This window comes from Streptomyces sp. XD-27 (assembly GCF_030553055.1).
In the GTDB taxonomy this organism is placed as follows: Bacteria; Actinomycetota; Actinomycetes; order Streptomycetales; family Streptomycetaceae; genus Streptomyces.
This window is the reverse complement of record NZ_CP130713.1, coordinates 3,732,580-3,754,326: the sequence shown is the minus strand read 5'-3', so window position 1 is coordinate 3,754,326 and position 21,747 is coordinate 3,732,580. Positions and strand designations below refer to the sequence as shown.

Sequence of the window (21,747 nt, the reverse complement as noted above, 5' to 3'; positions counted from 1 at the left end):
TGAGCGCCGACCCGCCGACAGGCCGTGAGGGATCTCTCCCTCACGGCCTGTCGGAGCGCCGACAAACGGGTGACCCATCTGCCCGTCTGGCCGAAAACAACCAGGTCGAGCTACCGGGGCGGCCAGACGGATCCGGCGGGCCGGTGCGTGAGCCCTCCCGCCGGACGGGTCACCTACGGCGGCCTTCGGCCATCCGCTGCTCGGCCAACCGGTCGGCGGCCACCGCCGGAGGCACGCCGTCCGTCACCGCGCGTTCGAATATGGCCAGCGTGGTGTCGAAGATCTTCGTCGCCTTGGCCTTGGCCCGGTCGAAGTCGAAGCCGTGCAGCTCGTCGGCGACCTGGATGACGCCGCCCGAGTTCACGACGTAGTCCGGGGCATAGAGGATGCCGCGGTCGGCCAGGTCCTTCTCCACACCCGGGTGGGCGAGCTGGTTGTTGGCCGCGCCGCACACCACCTTGGCGGTCAGGGCGGGCACGGTGGCGTCGTTCAGCGCGCCGCCGAGCGCGCACGGCGCGTACACGTCCAGGTCGGCGCGGATCAGCGCGTCGGTGTCGGCGACGGCCGTCACCTGCGGATGCCTGGACCGGACCCGGTCCACCGACTCGGCGCGTACGTCGGTGACGACGACCTCGGCCCCGTCCTCCAGCAGGTGCTCCACCAGGATGTGTCCCACCTTGCCGACGCCCGCGATGCCGACCCGGCGGCCACGCAGGGTGGGCGCGCCCCAGGCGGTCTGCGCGGAGGCCCGCATGCCCTGGAAGACGCCGAAGGCGGTGAGGACGGAGGAGTCGCCGGCGCCGCCGTTCTCCGGTGAGCGGCCGGTGGTCCAGCGGCACTCGCGGGCGACGACGTCCATGTCGGCGACGTACGTGCCGACGTCGCAGGCGGTGACGTAGCGGCCGCCCAGGGAGGCCACGAAACGCCCGTAGGCGAGCAGCAGCGCCTCGGTCTTGATCTGGTCGGGGTCGCCGATGATCACGGCCTTGCCGCCGCCGTGGTCGAGCCCGGCAAGCGCGTTCTTGTACGACATGCCCCGGGAGAGGTTGAGCGCGTCCATGACGGCCTCCTCGTCGGAGGCGTACGCGTGGAAGCGGGTGCCGCCGAGGGCCGGGCCCAGGGCGGTGGAGTGGATGGCGATGACGGCCTTCAGGCCCGTCTCGCGGTCCTGGCAGAGGACGACCTGCTCATGGCCGCCCTGGTCGGAGCGGAAAAGAGTGTTCAGCACGCCATCAGCATCGTCGGTGAGACGTACGTCAGTCACGGTGGTGACTCCCATATGTCGCGGGTGGGCGCCCTCCTGGGGGTGGGGGAGGGCCGGTCGCCAAGAGAGTAAGCCCTGGCGGGGCGGTATGGGGCGGGTCTCGGGCCGCGGACGGGCGGCCGAGTCGCCGGTTCCACGGTGTGGACGGCGTGGGACGATTCGAGCGTCCGGGAGGCAACTGCCCGCGGTGGAATCGGCCTTGAAGGAGCGTGCGTGGCCTTGGCGTCTTCGGTGATCGTCCCGTACGCGGCGTATCTGCGGGTCTACGAGCCGCTGGCGGCCTTCCCGGAGCCGGAACGCACCCACTGGGCGCGCTACGCCCGGCGCGCGCGCCTGCCCGGAGCCCAGGAGGAGCTGCGGCGCTCGCTGGCGGACCTGCTGCCGGTGCCGCCGGTGGCGGTTCCGGTGCACGAGAGCGGCGACGCGTTCGTGGCGGTGGTCGACGGCATCGTCTGCGTCTGCCCGTGGCGGACCCGGCTGCGGGGCTGGCTGGCCCTGGAGGAACTGTCGGAGCGGTTCCCCGCGCCGCTGCTGGACGCCGTGCTGCCGCCGGTGGTGCGCCGGCAGGCGCTGTCCGATTTCGAGCGCTGGCTGGAGCGCAATCCGGACGCCCGGCCGTGGATCCGGTCGGCGACCTGGCATGTGCCGGTGCGCTGGTTCGCCCTCTTCTCGGACGAGGAGCGCGAATTCACCAAGGGCGAGGACGGCCTCGTCCTGCGCTATCGGACGCCGATGGTGGACGCCCGGCGGCGGGTGGCGCGTGGCCTGAAGGTGCTGCGCGAGGCGCTGGGGGAGGGGCCGCTCATCGACGGCCTGGTAGATGTAGGACGGTGGCTCGAAGAGTTCCATCCGCGTTCGCTTGTTGAACTGGACTACGGCGGCCTGGTGCACACGGTGCCCGAGGAGGATCTCGACGGCGATCACTCCGCGGCGGACGTGGCCGAGGGCCTGGCGGCCCTGCGGGACGGCGACGGGGACCGGGCGGGGCAGGCGTACGAGAGGCTGACGGAGCGCTGGAGCGCGGTGCGGGCACGGCAGAACGCGAGTTGACGCCGTCTTGATGTCGGACGCTCAGGACGTAGGTCCCGATACGGACTTTTAACGTCAAGCGTGATGTAACCCACTTACCTCGGGTCTTGCGGGTATCCCCTACCCTCGTGTCAAAATAGGACAAGGAGTCCAGGTGGGCCTCCTTCCGTCCAAGTAAGGGCGGATTTCTCGGTATTGCACGCCTTGGTGGGTCTGGTGACCCCTGATCCTGTTGTGACTGATCGTTACGACGGGGTGACTGTCCGCTATGACATGGTCCATCGGTATCCGCCGAGGTTGAACACCTGAGAGGGCAATTCCATCGGTTTGGCCGACGGGGCTGGACAGATGGTGTAGTTGTAGTGCCGAGGACAAGCCGTTCGTCCTATAACCGACTCGGCCCGCGTCCGCCATTTCGGGCAACGCGGGTCAAGGTGCAGAATTTAGAGGAAAGAACCGTGATGGTTCGGTTCTCCCGAGGAGGCCGCTCATGACCGCTCGCACCCCTGATGCCGAGCCGCTGCTGACCCCGGCTGAGGTTGCCACGATGTTCCGCGTGGACCCGAAGACGGTCACGCGCTGGGCCAAGGCAGGCAAGCTCACGTCCATCCGCACGCTCGGAGGGCACCGGCGCTACCGCGAAGCGGAGGTCCGTGCGCTTCTCGCGGGCATCCCGCAGCAGCGCAGCGAGGCCTGAAACACCGCATTACCGGGCATTTTCCAGGCCCCCCAGCCTGGTGACCGCCCGCACTGAGCACCACACGACAGGTGCCTGCCCCAACAGGCCCGCCGCCCGCACATCGGGGTGAAGTCGTTCGATCGCGCTGGATTCCGCCGGATCCAGCGCGATCTTTTTTATGCCCTGGAGAGCGCCGGTCAGAGGGTGCCGCAAGGGCCCGCCTCGGGCTGGGCGGCCGAGGTTGAGAGCGCTCCCCGAGGGGTCACCGAAGGCATCCCGGGCGCCCCTTCGAGGCTGGTGCAATTGCACATATTAAATTGACCCGTTGTAGGAGGGGGGTAAGTTCGGCCGTTCTACAAAGCCGTTCGGTGACTCCCGTCACATTGCGTGCGCCTTGTCATCGCGCGCACACCTACGGTACGAGGGCGCCATCCGGCGGAGCGTCCTCCGGCGGGGTGTCGCTCGATGGGGTGGCATCGCCCGGCCCGGAAGCGGTGGCGGGGTCGTGCTCCATCGCGAGGCGCAGCAGCCGGTGGCAGACCGGGCAGTGACGGGTGGAGTGCCGGTACCCCGTCGCGGCCGACAGATGGGCGCGCAGCAGCGCCCGGATCTCATGCCTCGCGGACGTCGTCATACGCGCACCTCCCGCGCCCCCACATCACTCACTGATTGGGTACCGCCGGTACTTGCCCCAGTCAATACACACGAAGGCCCGGATCCTGGGATGGATCCGGGCCTTCATCTCGTGCGGTCCTGACGGGATTTACTGCTTCTGATTGCGGCCTCCGGCCGCGGGCGCGGCCTCATCCCGTCGTCGGCCGGGCAGCGGAACGGTCCGCGCCCAGTATGGGACACAGACCGCCGCCTTCGTGCGGTCCTGACGGGATGTGCCCTGTCCGATCGCGGCTTCCTGTCGCGGCGCGGCTTCGTCGTGATGCCGCGCTGGACAGCGGAAGGGCCCGCGTCCGGTGTCGGATGCGGGCCCTTCATCTTCTTGCGGTCCTGACGGGATTTGAACCCGCGGCCTCCACCTTGACAGGGTGGCGAGCACTCCAAACTGCTCCACAGGACCTTGCTTCGCTTTGCACGGTGTGCGCTGCGGAAACAGACTCTACAGCAGGTCAGGGGGTGCGGTCGAACTCGCGCCCGCAGACCCCCGGCCCACCGCGCCGGCGGCTACGGCACCGCCGCGTCGATCGCCTTCACGATGCGCTTGTCCGACACCGGGTAGGCCGTGCCGAGCGCGTGCGCGAAGTAGCTGACCCGCAGCTCCTCGATCATCCAGCGGATCTCCAGGACCTCGCGCGGCACCGGGCGCCCCTGCGGGAGCTGCTCCAGCAGCCACGCGTACTCGTCCCGCATCTCCCGCACCTTCGCCATCCGCGCGCGGTCCCGCTCGGCGTTGACCGGGAGCTGCTGCAGCCGCCGGTCCGCGGCCACCAGGTAGCGCATCAGGTCGGGCAGCCGGCGCACTCCGTGCGCGGTCACGAAACCGGGCTTCACCAGCTCCGCCAGCTGCTCCTTGACGTCCGTGAGGGAGGCCAGCAGCACCGGGCTCGTGGTGGCCTTCAGCCGGCGCTCGCACGCCTGCCAGGCGGCCAGCACCTCCTGCACCTTGCGGATCGTGTCCAGCGTGGCGTCCGTGATGTCCGCGCGTACGGCGTCGAAGAGCTTGCGGAAGGCCTCCTCGTCCCACGCCGGGCCGCCGTGCGCCGCGATCAGCCGGTCGGCCGCCGCCGCCACGCAGTCCTCGAAGAGCGCCGGGACGCCGCCGTGCGGATTGCGGGCCAGGGCCAGCTTCGCGCTGTTGCTCAGCTTGTCCTGGGCGAACTTGGCGGGATTGGACGGCAGGTTGAGCAGGATCAGCCGCCGCGTGCCGCGCCACATGGCCTGCCGCTGCTCGGCCTCGGTGTCATAGAGCCGTACGGCGACCGAGGCGCCCTCGTCGACCAGCGCCGGATACGCCTTGACCGGCTGGCCGGACCGCCGGGTCTCGAACGTGCGCGGCAGGGTGCCGATCGTCCACGCCGTCAGCCCGGCGCGCTGCTCGATGCCGGTGCCCTCCTTGGACGTCTCGAACGCCTTGGAGATCGCGGCCCGCGTCTTCGGCTTCAGCCTCAGCCGCAGCGCCTCCAGGTCCTTGTCCTCGGCGATCTTGCGACGCCGCTCGTCCACGACCCGGAAGGTGATCTTCAGGTGGTCGGGGACCTTCGCCGGGTCCCAGTCCTCCGCCTCGATCCTCACCCCCACCATCCGCTGGAGCTCCCGGCCGAGGGCGGCCGTCAGCGGCTCCTGCAGGGGCACGACGCCGTCCAGGAAGCGCTGGGCGTAGTTGGGTGCCGGGACGTAGTGCCGCCGCACCGGCTTGGGCAGCGACCGGATCAGCTCGGTCACCAGGTCCTCGCGCAGCCCCGGGATCTGCCAGTCGAAGCCCTCGGGAGAGACCTGGTTGAGCACCTGGAGCGGAATGTGGACGGTCACACCGTCCGCGTCCGCGCCCGGCTCGAACTGGTACGTCACCCGGAATTTCAGCTTGCCCTGCCGCCAGGAGTCCGGATAGTCGTCCTTGGTGACGCCCTCCGCCCGCTCGTTGATGAGCATCGACTTCTCGAAGTTGAGCAACTCCGGCTCGTCGCGGCGCTTGTGCTTCCACCACGAATCGAAGTGCGCGCCCGAGACGACGTGTTCGGGAACGCGCTGATCGTAGAAGTCGAACAGGGTCTCGTCGTCCACCAGGATGTCGCGGCGCCGCGCCCGGTGCTCCAACTCCTCGACCTCGCCGAGCAGCTTGCGGTTGTCGTGGAAGAACTGGTGGTGCGTGCGCCAGTCGCCCTCCACCAGCGCGTTGCGGATGAACAGGTCCCGGCTGGTCTCCGGGTCGATCCGGCCGTAGTTCACCTTCCGCTGGGCGACGATCGGCACGCCGTAGAGCGTGACCCGCTCGTACGCCATCACAGCGGCCTGCTTCTGCTCCCAGTGCGGTTCGCTGTACGTGCGCTTCACCAGGTGCTGGGCCAGCGGCTCGATCCACTCCGGCTCGATGCGCGCGTTGACCCGCGCCCACAGCCGGGAGGTCTCCACCAGCTCCGCCGACATGATCCAGCGCGGCGGCTTCTTGAACAGCGCCGAGCCGGGGAAGACCGCGAATTTGGCGCTGCGCGCGCCCAGGTACTCGTTCTTGGCTGTTTCCTTCCCGCCCTCCCCCCCGGCGTTCTTGAGCCCCACGTGGGAGAGGAGCCCCGCCAGCAGCGCCGTGTGGACGTGCTCGGGCGCCGCGTCCTGCTCGTTCAGATGGATGTCCATCGTCCTGGCGACCGTACGCAGCTGGCTGTAGATGTCCTGCCACTCGCGTATCCGGAGGTAGTTCAGGAACTCGGTCCGGCACATCCGGCGGAACGCGGACGACGACAGCGCCTTCTGCTGCTCGCGGACGTACCGCCAGAGATTGAGGAAGGCGAGGAAGTCGGAGTTCTCGTCCTTGAAGCGGGCGTGGTGCTGGTCCGCCTGCTGCTGCTTGTCGGAGGGGCGCTCGCGCGGGTCCTGGATGGACAGCGCCGCCGCGATCACCATCACCTCGCGCACACAGCCGGTGCGGTCGGCCTCCAGGACCATCCGGGCCAGCCGGGGGTCCACCGGCAGCTGCGACAGCTTCCGCCCGGTCTGGGTGAGCCGCTTCTTCGGATCCTTCTGCGTGCCGTCCAGGGCCCCCAGCTCCTCCAGGAGCTGCACGCCGTCCTTGATGTTGCGCCGGTCGGGCGCGTCGATGAAGGGGAACTTCTCGATGTCGCCCAGGCCCGCCGCGGTCATCTGGAGGATCACGGAGGCCAGGTTCGTACGGAGGATCTCGGCGTCGGTGAACTCCGGACGGCTGAGGAAGTCGTCCTCGGAGTACAGGCGGACGCAGATGCCGTCGCTGGTGCGGCCGCAGCGGCCCTTGCGCTGGTTGGCGCTGGCCTGGCTGATCGGCTCGATGGGCAGGCGCTGCACCTTGGTGCGGTAGCTGTAGCGCGAGATGCGGGCCATGCCGGTGTCGATGACGTACCGGATGCCGGGCACGGTCAGCGACGTCTCCGCCACGTTGGTCGCCAGCACGATGCGCCGGCCCGTATGTCGCTGGAAGACCCGGTGCTGCTCGGCGTGCGAGAGCCGCGCGTACAGCGGCAGCACCTCGGTGTTCCGCAGCTGCTGCTTGTTGAGCGCGTCGGCGGTGTCCCGGATCTCCCGCTCGCCGGAGAGGAAGACCAGGATGTCGCCCGGCCCCTCGGCCTGGAGCTCGTCGACCGCGTCGCAGATCGCGGTGATCTGGTCGCGGTCGGCGTCGTCGCCGCCCTCTTCGAGGAGCGGCCGGTAGCGCACCTCGACGGGATACGTACGGCCCGAGACCTCGACGATCGGCGCGTCGCCGAAGTGCCGGGAGAAGCGCTCCGGATCGATCGTGGCCGAGGTGATGACGACCTTCAGGTCGGGTCTGCGCGGCAGCAGCTGCGCGAGGTAGCCCAAGATGAAGTCGATGTTGAGGCTGCGCTCGTGCGCCTCGTCGATGATGATCGTGTCGTACTGGCGCAGCTCGCGGTCCGTCTGGATCTCGGCGAGCAGGATGCCGTCCGTCATCAGCTTGATGTGGGTGTCCAAGCTCACCTGGTCGGTGAAGCGGACCTTCCAGCCGACGGACTCGCCCAGCGGGGTCCGCAGCTCCTCGGCGACGCGCTCGGCCACCGTACGGGCGGCGATCCGGCGCGGCTGGGTGTGGCCGATCAGGCCCCGCACGCCCCGCCCCAGCTCCAGACAGATCTTCGGGATCTGCGTCGTCTTGCCGGAACCCGTCTCTCCGGCGACGATCACGACCTGGTGGTCGCGGACCGCGTCCCGGATCGTGTCCTTCTTCTGGCTGACCGGCAGTGCCTCGGGGTAGCTGACCTCGGGTACGGCGGCGCGGCGGTCGGCGACCCGCAGCTCGGCCCGCTCGACGTCGGCGGCGATCTCGGCGAGCACGGCGGTCCGCGCCTCGGGCTTGCGGATCCGGCGCGCGCCGTCGAGCCGGCGCCCCAGCCGCTGCTGGTCGCGCAGCATCAGCTCGGGGATCCGCTCCAGCAGGGCGGGGAGGGTGGGGGCAGGCGTTGTGGACATACGCGATCCAGGATCTCACTTCGCCGAAACGGCTGGCGAGCCATTTCTGTCCGGACTAATCGGGGAAGTATGTCGGGGGCGGCGGCGTCAGCGTGAATCCGTGAGCGGGTGAACGTGGATCCGCGGGTGCGAGTGCGGGTACGGGCGCGGGTACGGGCGCGGGGCGCGGGGCGGTCAGAGCCCGGGGGCGAAGCGCCGGAGCACGGCGTCGAGCAGGGCGCTCCAGTAGACCAGCTCGTCCCTGTTCCGGGCGGTGACCTTGCATATGTGGGCGCTGTCGTCGGTCAGCAGCAGGCTCACCGTGAGCGTGGTCCTGCGAGGGTCTGCCGTCTGCTCGGCGTAGTCGATGGCGTACCAGGGGAATTCCGCCGTGCTGCCGTTGCGGTCGAATGCGATGCCGTCGCGGTCGGCGACGATGGAGTTCTTGCGATCCATGGCGAGGAACTCCGGATCGTCGGCCAGCCCGCCCGGCACGGCACCGGCTGGCACGGCACCGCCCGGCACGGCACCGGCAGGCATCGCACCGCCCGGCGGCGGCCCTGCCGGCGGCGGACCGGGCGGCGCGGGCGCGACCGCCGGGACGATCGGGGCGTGGGGCGGCGGAGGCGGCACGGCAGGCACGCCGGCGACAGTGGGCGAGTAGCCCGCCGCGGCGGCGGGCGACCCGGCATGGGCCGGGGCGCCGGCCGTGCCCGACGTGCTCGGGACGCCGGCCGCGCCCGGGTGACGGGGGGTGGGGGCCGAGCCCGGGACGCCGACCGTGCCGGGGCGACCGGGGGTGGCGGCCGAGCCCGGATAGCTCGTCACACGGGGATCTTCGACCGTGAGCCAGTCCAGCAGCTGCCCGGTGCTCGGCCTGCGCTCCGGGGCCTTCTCCAGACACGCTGCCACGATCGGCCGCAGCGGATCGGGAACCGCGGAGAGGTCCGGCGGGTGGTGCACCGAGCGGTACATCAGCGAGACCGGCGTGCCGTCCCCGAACGCGCTGCCGCCCGCGGCCGCGACCAGGACGGCGCCCAGCGCGAACACGTCCGCGGCGGTGTCCACCGGATGGCCCTCGGCCTGTTCGGGAGCGAGGAATCCGGGGGTGCCGAAGGCCGTGCCGGTGATCGTGAGCGGGGTGTTCTCCACTGCCCTGGCGATGCCGAAGTCCAGGACCCTCGGACCGTCCTCGGCCATGATGATGTTGCCGGGCTTCAGATCGCGGTGGACGAGTCCGCAGCTGTGGACGGCCTGAAGGGCCTCGGCGAGCGCGGCGCCGAGACGGCGCAGCTGCCGCGTCCCCATCGGGCCCTGGGCGGTGATCAGCTGGGACAGGGTGGGGCCGGGCACGTAGGCGGTGGCGAGCCAGGGGGCCTCGGCGTCCGGGTCGGCGTCGACGACCGGGGCGGTGTGGAAGCCGCCCACCCTGCGGGCGGCCGCGACCTCGGCGCGGAACCGCTCCCGGAACAGGGGCTGGCAGGCCAGCTCGGGCCTGGCGACCTTGACCGCGACGGACCGCCCGCCGCGCGAGCGCGCCAGATAGACCGTGCCCATCCCGCCCTCGCCGAGCTTGCGCACGATGGCGTACGTACCGATCCGGTCCACTCCAGCCCCCAACGTGCTCCGGATGCTTGCGGCGCCCAACCAGGTCCAACGAAGAAACCCCCGGCGAGTGATCTCGCCAGGGGCTTCGTGTGGTGGCTGGGGCCGGGGTCGAACCGGCGACCTTCCGCTTTTCAGGCGGACGCTCGTACCAACTGAGCTACCCAGCCACGCAACCTCGCGGTTGCAGCGGTCCTGACGGGATTTGAACCCGCGGCCTCCACCTTGACAGGGTGGCGAGCACTCCAAACTGCTCCACAGGACCAAGCTTGTGCGAGGACTAGTCTCGCACATGGTGTTGCGTGCCCCCAACGGGATTCGAACCCGTGCTACCGCCTTGAAAGGGCGGCGTCCTGGGCCACTAGACGATGAGGGCTGATGGCCCACCGTTTGCGCCTCTCGGCGCCGTCGGGGACGTGAGAAGCATATGGGATGCCGGGGAGGTTCGCCAAAACGGTTTACGGCTGCCTGGGCGAACGGCCTGTTCCTCGGCCTCTTCCTCGGCCTGTTCCGCGCCTGTTCCACGGTTCGCCGGGGCGTGATCGCGGGGCCGGGGCGGGGTGCTCTGCGTGGCCGGGCTGCCCCGGCGGGCGTGTCCTGGTCGACAATGGCGGCGTGCTGGAGATGACGCGCGAGGAGTTCGAGGAACTGGTCGCCGAGGCGCTCGACCGGATTCCGGCGGAGCTGACACGGCTGATGGACAACGTCGCCGTGTTCGTGGAGGAGGAGCCGCCCGCGGACGACCCCGAGCTGCTCGGGCTGTACGAGGGGACTCCGCTGACCGAGCGGGGTGAGTGGTACGCGGGCGTCCTCCCGGACCGGATCACCATCTACCGGGGCCCGACCCTGCGGATGTGCGAGACACGCGAGGACGTGGTCGCCGAGACCGAAGTGACCGTGGTGCACGAGATCGCCCACCACTTCGGCATCGACGACGAGCGGCTGCACGCGCTCGGGTACGGCTGACGGCTGCACGCGCTCGGGGGCGGCGCTCGGGTACGGCTGACGGCCGCACGCGCTCGGGTACGGCGCTCGGGTACGGCTGATCGCGTGTCCTGCGCGGGGCGGCGCCAGTTGGGCAGGGAGTCTGCACCCTGCGGCCTGGAGGTGGCCCGCCCATGCCTGGATTTCCCGTTCCGTCCCCTCGCGCCCCTCGTGTCGCGGCGCGTGTCGCGGCGGTCATAGCCGCCGCCGTGGCCCTGGGGGCTGCATGAGCGTGTCCGACGGCCCCGAGCGGCCGGGTTCGCGCGGCGGCACCGAGCAGCGGGGCCGCGCGGAGGGCGTCGAGCCGGGCGGCGGGCTGCCGGGCTCGGCGGAGTCCGGGCACCGCGACGACGGCAAGGGGCGGGACGGGAGGGAGGGCGGGAAGAAGAAGGCGGGCAAGGAGAAGGGCGGTAAGCCCTCGGCGTCCCCGTCGGCCTCTGCCTCCGCGTCGCGGTCGGGAAGCCCGCACGTGCCCGTGCCGCCCGCCACGCCCTCCGGGCCGGGCGGCGGTTCGCCGGGCCCCGCGCCCTCCTCCCGGCCGCCGCACCCGTCGGACCCGGCGCCGACCACCCCCGAGCCGCGGCCGACCACCCCCGAGCCGCCGTCGCCGTCGCCGACCCCGGAGCCGCCGGGCGGCGGCGGAACCGAGCCGGGCACGTCGCCGGAGTCCGGGGGAGCGAGGTGAGGCCCGGGCGCACGGTGGCCGGGCGGCGACCATCGGGGCGCCGCTGAGCAGGGCCTTTACCGGATCCGCGGCGGGCCGTCCAGGGGGAATTTGCTTTCGGTGGGGGCGAGTGCGTATGGTGGTAGATCGTTTGATCCCATTTGCCCGGCGCCAAACCGAAGCGCGCCGCGTGGCGCGTTCCTTACCTTGCCGTGGCCTGACCGCATTGAGGCGGTCGTTTGCGAAACGACACGGAGCTTGGGCGCGTGCCGAGACTCCGGAAGGTTTCGCATTTCGCATGTCCATTTCCACTGATCACACCGTCATGCCCGCTGCCGATGAGGCCGTGGAGGTGTCGGAGGCGACCGAGGAGACGGTTGAGGCCGTCGCCACCGTCGACGCCGCCGACGAGGCCACCGCGGCCGAGGCCGAGGCCGACAAGGCTCCCGAGATCACCTTCGCCGACCTCGGGCTCCCCGAGCAGATCGTGCGCAAGCTGGCGCAGAACGGTGTGACCACGCCCTTCCCGATCCAGGCCGCGACCATCCCGGACGCCCTGGCCGGCAAGGACATCCTGGGCCGCGGCCGCACCGGCTCCGGCAAGACGCTCTCCTTCGGTCTGCCGACCCTGGCCCAGCTGGCCGGCGGCCACACCGAGAAGAAGAAGCCCCGCGCGGTCATCCTCACCCCGACCCGTGAGCTCGCGATGCAGGTCGCGGACGCCCTTCAGCCGTACGGCGACGTGCTCGGACTGAAGATCAAGGTCGTCTGCGGCGGTACGTCCATGGGCAACCAGATCTACGCCCTCGAGCGCGGCGTCGACATCCTCGTCGCCACCCCGGGCCGTCTGCGCGACATCATCAACCGTGGCGCCTGCTCCCTGGAGAACGTCCAGGTCGCCGTCCTCGACGAGGCCGACCAGATGTCCGACCTGGGCTTCCTGCCCGAGGTCACCGAGCTGCTCGACCAGGTGCCCGAGGGCGGCCAGCGCATGCTCTTCTCCGCCACCATGGAGAACGAGATCGGCACGCTGGTCAAGCGCTACCTGAACAACCCGGTCAGCCACGAGGTCGACAGCGCCCAGGGCAACGTCACGACCATGACGCACCACGTCCTCGTCGTGAAGCCCAAGGACAAGGCGCCGGTCACGGCCGCCATCGCCGCCCGCAAGGGCCGCACGATCATCTTCGTACGGACGCAGCTGGGCGCCGACCGTATCGCCGAGCAGCTCGTCGATGCGGGCGTGAAGGCGGACGCGCTGCACGGCGGCATGACGCAGGGTGCCCGTACCCGCGTGCTCGCCGACTTCAAGGACGGCTACGTCAACGCGCTGGTCGCCACCGACGTCGCCGCGCGCGGCATCCACGTCGACGGCATCGACCTGGTGCTGAACGTGGACCCGGCCGGCGACCACAAGGACTACCTGCACCGCAGCGGCCGCACCGCCCGTGCCGGGCAGAGCGGCACGGTCGTCTCGCTGGCCCTGCCGCACCAGCGGCGGCAGATCTTCCGGCTGATGGAGGACGCGGGCGTGGACGCCTCGCGCCACATCGTCGGCGGCGCCGGCGCGTTCGACGAGGACGTGGCCCGTATCACCGGTGCGCGTTCGCTCACCGAGGTGCAGGCGGAGTCGGCGGCGAACTCGGCCAAGCAGGCCGAGCGCGAGGTGCAGCACCTCACCCGTGAGCTGGACAAGGTGCAGCGGCGCGCGACCGAGCTGCGCGAGGAGGCCGACCGGCTGGCGGCCCGCGCGGCGCGTGAGCGCGGCGAGGACCCGCAGGCGGGCGCCGCCGCGGCCGAGCCGGCCGGTGAGGCGACCGCCGACACCGCCGCGGTGGCCGCAGCCGACGCACCGGTGGTGCCGGAGCAGGCCGCGGCGTCGGAGGCCGAGGGCGCCGGCGCAGCCGAGGCGCCGCGCCGGACCGCCCCGGCGCACGAGCGCCGTGACGAGCGGGGCAACTTCGACCGCCGTGACCGTGACCGGGACCGCCGTGACGACCGCGGTGGCTTCAACCGTGACCGTCGTGACGACCGCGGTGGCTTCAACCGCGACCGCGACGACCGTGGCGGCTTCAACCGCGACCGCGACCGGGGCTTCGGCCGCGACCGCGACCGCGGCGGGGACCGCCCGTCCTACCGCGACCGCCAGAACGGCGAGCGCGGCGGCTTCGGCGGCGGCCGCTCGTACGAGCGCCGCGACGACCGCGGCTTCGGCCGTGACCGTGACCGGGACCGCCGTGACGACCGCGGTGGCTTCAACCGTGACCGTCGTGACGACCGGGGCGGCTTCAACCGTGACCGCGACGACCGTGGTGGCTTCAACCGCGACCGTCGTGACGGCGACGACCGCGGCGGCTTCAACCGCGACCGCCGTGACGGCGAGCGCGGCGGCTTCAACCGGGACCGCCGCGACGAGCGTCCGGCCCGTTCGTTCGAGCGCCGCGAGCCCGGCTTCCGCGACCACAACCACCGTGGCGGCGACCGCCCGTTCAACCGCGACCGCCGTGACGACCGCCCGTTCAACCGGGACCGCCGCGACGACCGCCCGGCCCGCCGGGACGACCACCGCGGCGCCACCGGCGCCCGCTCCTTCGACCGCCGCGCCGACAAGCCGCGCTGGAAGCGCAACGGCTGATCCCGGCAGGCTCTGACACCTGGGCCCGTACGACACCGGCGTGTGTCGTACGGGCCTTCGTGCGCCGAGGGCAAGTCCGCCCGGAGACCGCCCGGTTGAGCGGTGTCGATCACCTGACACGGCCTCTGGAGGGTATTGGCTCGGGCCTTCGCCGCGGTCCGGGCTATGCTGCGGTGTGCGGGGTCATTAGCTCAATTGGCAGAGCAGTGGACTTTTAATCCATTGGTTCAGGGTTCGAGCCCCTGATGACCCACTCGGTTGGACGTCCCGCAGGGCCTCTGACCAGCAGATATGCGCCCCGGCCGCGGTGAGTGGCCGGGGCGCTTCCGTGTCCGGAGGCGGCGCGCGGGGGCGGCGTCGGGTGCGGGTGAAGATCGCGGAGGGGGCGCTCACCCTGCCGGATGCCACCGGGTGCGCGGGGGAGTGACCTCTGCTGATGATGTCGGCATGGGGCTTCAAGCACGTACTGGACGCGAGCCAGTGGGCGCGACCCGGGATGTCGAGAGACCTGAGGCATCGCAGGGAGTCGCCCCGTGGGCGGAGGAGGCGTGGGCGGAGGAGGCGGTGGGCCTCTTCGGCCCCGCGCCGGCCGCCGGCACGGTCTTCATCAGCGGCATGCACAGCGGCCCGAACCCGTCGCCCGGCCTGAGCGTGGCCCGTTCCCTGCGTCTGGCCTGGCCCGGACTGCGGATCGTCGGCTTGGACTACTCGTCGGAGAGTTCGGGGCTGCACTCCGACGTCCTCGACGACCTGGTGTGCCTTCCGCCGTGGAAGCGGGCGCACCTCGCCACGTGGACCGAGCAGATCAGCGGGCTTCTGGAGCCCGAGGACGCGTATCTGATCCCGTGTCTGGATCTTGAAGTCCGGCTGCTGGCCAGGGAGCTGGGTTCCCACGAGCGGATCCTGGGCCCTTCGAAGACGGCGCTGGACCTGGTGCGCAAGCCTCCGCTCGATGCCGCGGGACGGCTCGGCCTGCGCACTCCGGCGTACGAGACCGACAACAGCTGGCTCGCTGTCGACCGGTTCGTCCGTCTGGCTCCGCACGGGGTGTGGGTGAAGGGCCAGCACTACGACGCGTACCGGGCCTACACCGCCGGGCAGGTGCTGGCCCTGGGCGACGTCGTCCGCCGGACGTGGGGTGGCGGATGGCATGTGGAGCAGCACGTCGCGGGCCAGGAGTGCAGTATCGCGTTCTGCGCGCTCGACGGCCGGCTCCTCGACGCGGTCTTCATGACGAAGGCGGTGGTCACGGGCGAGGGCAAGACATGGTCCGGCGAAGTCGCGGAGCTCGAGGGGCCGCTGCGCGACCGGCTGGCCGACCTGGTCGCCGAGGCCGTGTGGACCGGCGGCGGCGAGCTGGAGCTCATCCGCGCCTGGAACGGCGACCTCACGCTCATGGAGGTCAACCCGCGCCTCCCCGCCTGGATCCACGGCGCCTCGGTGTGCGGCGCCAACCTGCCCGCCGCCCTGCTCGCCGGGGGTCCCCTCACGCCCTCAGGATGCCGGGGTGCCGCTCCCGGCTCCGGCAGGCGCCTGGTGCCGGGTTTCACCCGGGTGGTCGAGGAGATCCCGGTCAACCCGGCGCTGGGCATCACCCCCATCGGCTGGGTCGCCGGGGGGCTGTCCCATCCGGAGGACAAGCACCACCATTCCGGGATGCCCGCACTGGGCCAGCGGCGTCTGGTCCCCTCCGAGGGCGACGCGGTGGCCGAGGAGCCGGTCGGAAGCCATGCGGCGGTGGCCGACGAGACCGGTGGCTTCGAGGACCTGCTCGAACCTCCCGGGCGCGAGGCCACGCCGCGCAGACAGTTCCTCGTCCCCCTGTTCACCGAACGGGTCCAGGCCCTGCGGCGGGAACTCGAAGGGCTGTGCCGACTCCTGCTCGCGCAGAGCGTGAAGACGTGTCCGCAGCCCGAGGTGCTGCGGGAGGCCGCGCGGCTCGACATGGTCGCCGAGGCCATCAGCCTGGCCGAGCTCGAAGCCGCCGACCGCCTCGGCCTGGCGGCCGAACGGGCGATCCTCAACGGGCCCGCGAAATGGTGGCCCGCCGCCGACCGCGTACGCTGCTGGGCCTTCTTCGCCGACTCCCTGGCGGAACTGCGCGGGCTGAGCGCCCTGCTGGACGACGGCTTCAAGCTGGAGGCCGACGTCGTCGGGGTCCGGGTCGCCCCCGTCGGCGTGGCCAGCCGGTTCGGCATCCCGCTGCACGAACGCGACGCCATGGCCGAGACGGCCCGGCTGCTCGGCGCTCTCGCGGAGCGGCTCGAGGCCCGGTGGGGGCTGCACTTCCACTACGCCCAGAGCGTCCTGGGTACGTCGCGCTGGCAGCGCGAGTGCGCCGCGGCACTGGCCGCCGCGGATCCGCTGGCGGACCTGCTCGGAGCGGCCCCGGCCGTGCTGGACATCGGCGGCGGGTGGCACGTCGACGACATGCCGGGGCTGCGTACGTCGCTGGAGTACGTGCTCGCGGCGGGCCCCTCGGCCGTACACGACGGGGACCCGCTGCTGGTGCTGGAGCCGGGCAAGCTCCTCACGCAGCCGTCGGCCGCCGTCGTCACCCAGGTCCTGGTGCGCCGGGAGTCCCGCTACGGCTGCGACGTCGTCGTCGACGCGGCCGAGGGCGACATGCCCGAGGCGCCGTTCCATCCACACCCCGTGGTCCGGTTCGACGGGTCCCGCTGGGTGCCGCTGCCGCCCGGCCGGAACCGGATTCTGGGCAGGTCCTGCATGGAGCACGACGTGCTGTCCGTCTGCCTCGACCTGTCGGGCGTCCGTGAGGGCGACTACCTCGCGTTCGGCATGTGCGGCGCGTACGACACGTCGATGGCCTACGACTTCGGGCGCGGGACCGTGCCGCGGGAACTGGGGCAGTCGTGACCGCGGGAACCGGGAGTCGTGACCGCGGGAAGTGGGGCAGTCGTGACCGGGGAAGCGGGGCAGCCATGACCGGGGAAGCGAGGCAGTCATCGAGCCCGGGGAGCGGGGTGGCCATGACGGAGCTGCTCGCGGAGCTGGAGCGGTTCGACCGGATCGGCCTGTCCCGGGTGGCCGGTCATGGGGCGGCGTGCTGCCACATGGTCAGGCACGGCGTGTTCGCCCGGCTCACACAGTTCGGGGACATCGGAGCCCGGCTGGCCGCGGTCCCCGAGCTCTTCCGGTGGGGGCCCGTGCAGTGGCCCGCGTACTGGTGCCACCTGGCACTCCACGACGGGCTCATCGGCGACTGCGGGGTCCACGCCGACGTGGCGGCGGCGCTCCTGGAGCGGGACGGCATCCCCCACGCGCGCGGTCGCGCCGCGCTGCTGACAGGACCGCTGGCCCCGGCCCACTGGCGCGTCAGTTGGAACGAGGCGCAGGCCAACGTCGCGTGGATCGGGCGGAATGTGGTGCACCACGAGGTGATCCGGGTCGGAGACCGGTGGTGGGACCCGAGCGACGCCCGCTGGTTCGCGGGGGCAGGAGGAAACCTGGCGGGCGCGCGCGTCGTCGCCGTGCGCGAGGACGACGGGCCATGGCAGTTCGACCCCGGCACGTCGACGCCGGCGCCGACGCCCCTGCCGGCGCCGGCCTCGACGCTCGCGCCCGACGCGTCGTCGATGCTCGCGCCCGATACGTCGGCGATGCTCTCTCCCGACGCGTCGTCGACGCTCTCGCCGGATGCCTCGTCGGAGTCCTCGTCAGCCCCCTCGTCAGCCCCCACGTCAGCACCCTCCTCAACGCCGCACGTCCTGTCATGAGGCCGGACTCGGTCGTGGAGACGGCCATGCCGCCCTGGAGGCATCCATGATCACTCCCGACACGTGGCAGGCGGCCTCGCCGGACACCGCGGAGACCGCCGGTCTGCCCGGCCCGGTCCGCCTCACGACGCAGCTGGTCCGCGGCTTCGCCCAGCTCAGCCTCCAGGCGAACGCGCGCGCGGGGGCCATCATCCTGCTCGCGCTCTTCGTGGGCGACTGGCGGATGGGCGCCCTCGGCCTGCTCGGCGCCGCGGTCGCCACCGCGACCGCGTACGCCCTGGGCGTCGACAGGGGCGCCATCGACCTCGGGCTGCAGGGTTTCAGCGGCTGCCTGACCGGCATGGCCCTGTTCGTCTTCCTGGGCCACTACCCCGCGACCTACGTGCTGACCGTCGGCGGCGCCGTCGTCTGCGTGCCGCTGTACTCGGCGCTGACCAACCTGCTGGCGCCCTGGAGGCTCCCGGCGCTGACCGCGCCGTTCTGCGTCGTCTGCGGGGTGGCGGTGATGGGGGCCCCGGCGTTCACCCGGGTCTGGCACGGCGGAAGCCCCGCCGCCCTGCCCGCCATGGCGACGGCCGGCGCCGACTACACCTGGACCGACCTGTGGCACGGGTTCTTCACCAACATCTCCCAGGTCGCCCTCTCGGCCCACTGGTACGTCGGCGCGATCATGTTGGTCGGGCTGTTCGTCGCGGGGCTCCGCCCGGGTCTGGCCGCCGTCCTGGGCAGCGCCGTCGCGGTGCTCGTGGCCTGGGCGCTGGGTGCCCCGCCGGGCGCGGTCGCGGTGGGCGTCTACGGCTACAACGGAGTGCTGGTGGCCATCGCCCTGGGCACCCTGTTCCTGGCGAGGACGGTACCGAGCGCGCTCTACGCCTTGGTGGCCGTGGCCGCCGCCACCGTGCTGACGGCCGCACTGAACGCCTACTTCACGCCCTTCGGCGGACGTACCCTCACCTGGCCCTTCACCATCACCACCTGGCTGTTCATCGCCGCGGTCCCGGCCTTTCCGCGGATCCGGCGCGCTGTGTGAACGAGGAAGCGCAGCCGAAACGAGCGCTGCCGAAGCGAGCGCTGCCGAACAAGCCCTACCGCACGAGTGCTTACGACAGCAGGTCGACGCGCGTGCCGATGCCGCGCTGCCGCGCCCGCTGATACGCGGTCCGGGCGACGGCGAGGTCCTGCCAGGGCAGCCCGACCGGGGCGTCGACGGAGCGTGCGCCAGACCCCTGACCCGTGGCTGGATCTGTCGCCTCTCGAGCCCGAAGCGTGATGATTCCCGGCCATGTGCCGCAGCAGGGGGCAAAGGGAACTGCGGTCCACGGCTTCGCCAAACACCGCACGCGGGGTGTGTCGACGCCGCTACGGTAAGTCGCGAGATGTCGCTTCGGGGGCGCGGCGAGTCGATGGCCGGGAGGAGTAGAGACATGGGACACGCAGAAGCCGGCGGGCCGCCCACCGAGCATCTTGACGGGCTGCTGGCCCGCGCTCAGAACACGTTCGAGCTCGACGAAACGGAGCTCGTCCGGCTGCGTGACGCCCTGATGCACCAGACCGAACTGCGGTCGTGCCGCCAGTGCAACGAGCCGCGAGGACCGGTGGGATACAGCACGTTCCGGCACGTCTTCCTGCTGCCGGACGGCAGCAGCGGGCTGCTGTGGGAGCTGGAGCACAACACCGCCCGGGACGGGAGCCTCCTGTACGAGCTGTACCTGGACGAGGAGGCCCTCACCACCGCCGAGCGCCGTGTGCACGAGCTCACCGGCGGCGGCCGCTGGGAGGACTGGGAGGAGTTCGAGAAGGGCCCGGTGTGGCTGCCCGAGCAACTGCTGCGCACCACGGTGCCGCTGGAGATGTCCCGCGCGTACGTGGCCGACAACTCCGCCGACCACGCGCGGCGCGTGCTGCGCCGTGCGGAGAACTCCGACCGGCCGGGCGAGGAGGTCGAGCAACTGCTCGCGACCGCGTTCGCCCACGACATCGCGCTCGCGCCGAAGCCGCGGCGGCGCTCGGGGGGACGGGACGCGACATGGTGCCGCTTCTATGAGCACGCGTTCCTGCTGGCGTGCGGGGACGAGATCAGCCTGTGGGAGCTGGAGCACAACCTGACCAGCGACGGGCGGCTGGTGTGCGAGGTCTATCTCGACGAGGCCGCGGCCGAGCTGGCGGCGGACCGGCGGGCCCGGGCCCTCGGCGTGGAGCTGTGACGCGGCGCCGGCCCTGATCCTCAGAACGCCGGACGCGAGTGATGCCCGGAACCGTCGCTTCACCCGCTGGATTTCGGCCGTTCTGATCGTCGGAGGCGTCGTCTTCGACGGGGCCGCCCCGCGCCGGCCGCCTCGGGCGTGACGTCGCGTAGTCGAAGGTGACCCCTCAGGCATAACGATTGACACACGATCAGGCGTGTCAGGTTTGCGTGTACGTGGAACACGACGTCGCGGCGCGCCGGTGGAACCGGCAACTCGCACCACCCTGCCCGCAAATGACCGTTTGGCGCGCGTCAAAGGTTCGTGGATTCCGGGGAACAGCTTGGAATCGTGTCGCCGGGTCTATTAACGTTCGATAACGCAGCGCGGTCGTCACAGCCGTCGCAGAGGCGGCACCGTGCGCCGTCGCCGAATCCCTACGCACCACCACTGCACCACCAGCAACACCAAGGGAACCGGGGAACCACCAACCTTGGGGTGAATCGGGCCGCACCTGGCCCGTAGGAGACCTTCCTGCTCCGAACCCGTCAGCTAACCCGGTAGGCGAGAAGGAAGGAAAGGAGTACGCCCCGGTGGCGTCCAACAGGTCTGCCCTCGACGAGGCACCGTACGGAACCTCCGGCGGAGCCGGGCCCTCCGGGACCGCCGTCTTCGCCCCCGGCGCCGCCGACGACGGCGAGCCGTGGGAGGAGTGGAACCCCACGGAGGAGTCCGTCGCCCCGGTCCGCGGCAGGCACCGGGTCGTCAAGCAGCGCGGCGGGACCATGGCGCGCAGCGGCGCCGTGCTCGGCGTCGGTGTCATCGCGGCGGTCGGCGCGGGCGGCATGGCGACCGCCAAGGACCGGCCGAACGCCCCGATATCCATGCCGGACCTGGCCCATGTCGCCGACGAGGTGCAGGACGCGCTCCCGGACACCAAGGACCTTCCCGTCATCGGGCCGCTGATCTCCGACGGCGACCCCTCCGGCACCGGCACACGGGGTTCCGGCACTCCACTCTCCCAGGCCGGGCTCACCCCCCAGGACCGGGCCAGCGGCACCACGGACGCGGGCGAGGCGCTCCGCGCCCGCATCATGCAGCAGGCCGAGCAGCAGCAGACGGCCGCCGACGAGGCCCAGCGGGAGGCGGCGGCGCGGGCCGAGGCGGCGGCCGCGGCGAAGGCGGCGGCGGAGCAGAAGGCGAAGGACGTCGCGCAGCAGAAGGCCGCCAAGGCGGAGGCCGAGCGGAAGGCCGCGGAGGAGGCCGAGCGCAAGGCGGCGGAGGCCGCCCGCAAGGCCGAGGCCGAGCGTCGCGCGAAGCTGGCCGCGTCCTATGCCCTCCCCCTCGCCTCGTACACCCTGACCTCGTCGTTCGGCGAGGCGGGCGACATGTGGTCGGCCGACCACACGGGCCAGGACTTCGCGGCCCCGACCGGCACCCCGGTCAAGGCGGTGCACGGCGGGACGATCACCGAGGCCGGCTGGGCGGGGTCGTACGGCTACCGCATCGTGCTCACGCTGGAGGACGGCACGGAGGTCTGGTACTGCCATCTGTCCTCCATGGTCCGGACCTCGGGTTCGGTGTCGACCGGAGATGTGATCGGCCGCGTCGGCGCCACGGGCAACGTGACCGGACCGCATCTGCACCTCGAGGTACGACCGGGCGGCGGAGCCCCGATCGACCCGCTGGCCTGGCTGCGCGAGCACGGCCAGAACCCGTAGCGGAGGCCGCACGCCCCACCCGTGCCCTCCTCCCCTTCCCCCACGCCCTGAACGCCGACGGCCCTGGTCTCTCTCCCCCCTTGACACCAGGGCCGCCGGTCTGTCCGGGGCAGGAAGCCCGTCGCCCAGCCGCTGCCCGA

Annotated in this window: 14 protein-coding genes, 5 tRNA genes and 1 riboswitch; of the genes, 11 read left to right on the top strand and 8 right to left on the bottom strand. The window is 71.6% G+C overall.

Going from position 1 to position 21,747, the window contains the following annotated elements; all coding sequences use genetic code 11:
• Positions 1-169: 169 nt before the first annotated feature.
• Positions 170-1,279, bottom strand: coding sequence for a Glu/Leu/Phe/Val dehydrogenase dimerization domain-containing protein (locus Q3Y56_RS16010; protein ID WP_304462598.1), 1,110 nt, complete (start codon positions 1,277-1,279; stop codon positions 170-172).
• Between the two features lie 198 nt (positions 1,280-1,477).
• On the opposite strand from Q3Y56_RS16010, the gene Q3Y56_RS16005 reads away from it, so the two are divergent.
• Both Q3Y56_RS16005 and bldC read left to right on the top strand, forming a co-directional pair.
• Entirely contained in the window at positions 1,478-2,314 is an 837-nt protein-coding gene (locus Q3Y56_RS16005) for a hypothetical protein (RefSeq protein ID WP_304462597.1), read from the top strand.
• A 469-nt stretch (positions 2,315-2,783) separates the two neighbouring features.
• Positions 2,784-2,990: a developmental transcriptional regulator BldC gene (gene bldC, locus Q3Y56_RS16000; RefSeq protein WP_003949541.1), complete on the top strand. Its 207-nt coding sequence runs from the start codon at positions 2,784-2,786 to the stop codon at positions 2,988-2,990.
• Between the two features lie 394 nt (positions 2,991-3,384).
• Here bldC and Q3Y56_RS15995 read toward each other — a convergent pair whose 3' ends face one another.
• From Q3Y56_RS15995 to Q3Y56_RS15965, 7 genes are all read right to left on the bottom strand, one after another.
• A complete protein-coding gene (locus tag Q3Y56_RS15995) occupies positions 3,385-3,606 on the bottom strand; it encodes a DUF6274 family protein (protein WP_304462596.1) in 222 nt (73 codons plus the stop codon).
• A 363-nt stretch (positions 3,607-3,969) separates the two neighbouring features.
• Positions 3,970-4,044, bottom strand: a tRNA-Asp gene (locus Q3Y56_RS15990).
• A 104-nt stretch (positions 4,045-4,148) separates the two neighbouring features.
• Positions 4,149-8,099, bottom strand: coding sequence for an ATP-dependent RNA helicase HrpA (gene hrpA, locus Q3Y56_RS15985; protein WP_304462595.1), 3,951 nt, complete (start codon positions 8,097-8,099; stop codon positions 4,149-4,151).
• A gap of 174 nt (positions 8,100-8,273) precedes the next feature.
• Positions 8,274-9,698, bottom strand: a complete 1,425-nt coding sequence (locus Q3Y56_RS15980; protein WP_304462594.1) for a serine/threonine-protein kinase — start codon at positions 9,696-9,698, stop codon at positions 8,274-8,276.
• 78 nt (positions 9,699-9,776) lie between these two features.
• Positions 9,777-9,853: transfer RNA gene (locus tag Q3Y56_RS15975), tRNA-Phe, on the bottom strand.
• A 20-nt stretch (positions 9,854-9,873) separates the two neighbouring features.
• Positions 9,874-9,948: transfer RNA gene (locus tag Q3Y56_RS15970), tRNA-Asp, on the bottom strand.
• 38 nt (positions 9,949-9,986) lie between these two features.
• A tRNA-Glu gene (locus tag Q3Y56_RS15965) sits at positions 9,987-10,059 on the bottom strand.
• A 239-nt stretch (positions 10,060-10,298) separates the two neighbouring features.
• Between Q3Y56_RS15965 and Q3Y56_RS15960 the strand changes: the two genes are divergently transcribed.
• The 9 genes from Q3Y56_RS15960 to Q3Y56_RS15915 all read left to right on the top strand — a co-directional run bounded on the left by Q3Y56_RS15960 (position 10,299) and on the right by Q3Y56_RS15915 (position 21,607).
• Positions 10,299-10,649, top strand: coding sequence for a metallopeptidase family protein (locus tag Q3Y56_RS15960; protein ID WP_304462593.1), 351 nt, complete (start codon positions 10,299-10,301; stop codon positions 10,647-10,649).
• Between the two features lie 244 nt (positions 10,650-10,893).
• Positions 10,894-11,352, top strand: a complete 459-nt coding sequence (locus tag Q3Y56_RS15955) for a hypothetical protein (protein WP_304462592.1) — start codon at positions 10,894-10,896, stop codon at positions 11,350-11,352.
• A gap of 277 nt (positions 11,353-11,629) precedes the next feature.
• Complete coding sequence (locus Q3Y56_RS15950) at positions 11,630-13,966, top strand: DEAD/DEAH box helicase (RefSeq protein WP_304462591.1); 2,337 nt, start codon at positions 11,630-11,632, stop codon at positions 13,964-13,966.
• 180 nt (positions 13,967-14,146) lie between these two features.
• Positions 14,147-14,219 (top strand) — tRNA-Lys (locus tag Q3Y56_RS15945).
• A gap of 194 nt (positions 14,220-14,413) precedes the next feature.
• Positions 14,414-16,843, top strand: a complete 2,430-nt coding sequence (locus Q3Y56_RS15940; RefSeq protein ID WP_304462590.1) for a hypothetical protein — start codon at positions 14,414-14,416, stop codon at positions 16,841-16,843.
• A 113-nt stretch (positions 16,844-16,956) separates the two neighbouring features.
• Entirely contained in the window at positions 16,957-17,703 is a 747-nt protein-coding gene (locus Q3Y56_RS15935; RefSeq protein ID WP_304462589.1) for a hypothetical protein, read from the top strand.
• A gap of 46 nt (positions 17,704-17,749) precedes the next feature.
• Positions 17,750-18,733 carry an urea transporter gene (locus Q3Y56_RS15930; RefSeq protein WP_304462588.1) on the top strand — a complete coding sequence of 328 codons (984 nt, stop codon included), beginning with the start codon at positions 17,750-17,752 and terminating at the stop codon, positions 18,731-18,733.
• A gap of 394 nt (positions 18,734-19,127) precedes the next feature.
• Positions 19,128-19,907, top strand: a complete 780-nt coding sequence (locus tag Q3Y56_RS15920; protein WP_304462587.1) for a DUF6227 family protein — start codon at positions 19,128-19,130, stop codon at positions 19,905-19,907.
• A 396-nt stretch (positions 19,908-20,303) separates the two neighbouring features.
• A riboswitch (cyclic di-AMP (ydaO/yuaA leader) is annotated at positions 20,304-20,468 on the top strand.
• A gap of 11 nt (positions 20,469-20,479) precedes the next feature.
• Complete coding sequence (locus Q3Y56_RS15915) at positions 20,480-21,607, top strand: M23 family metallopeptidase (RefSeq protein ID WP_304462586.1); 1,128 nt, start codon at positions 20,480-20,482, stop codon at positions 21,605-21,607.
• Positions 21,608-21,747: the final 140 nt, after the last annotated feature.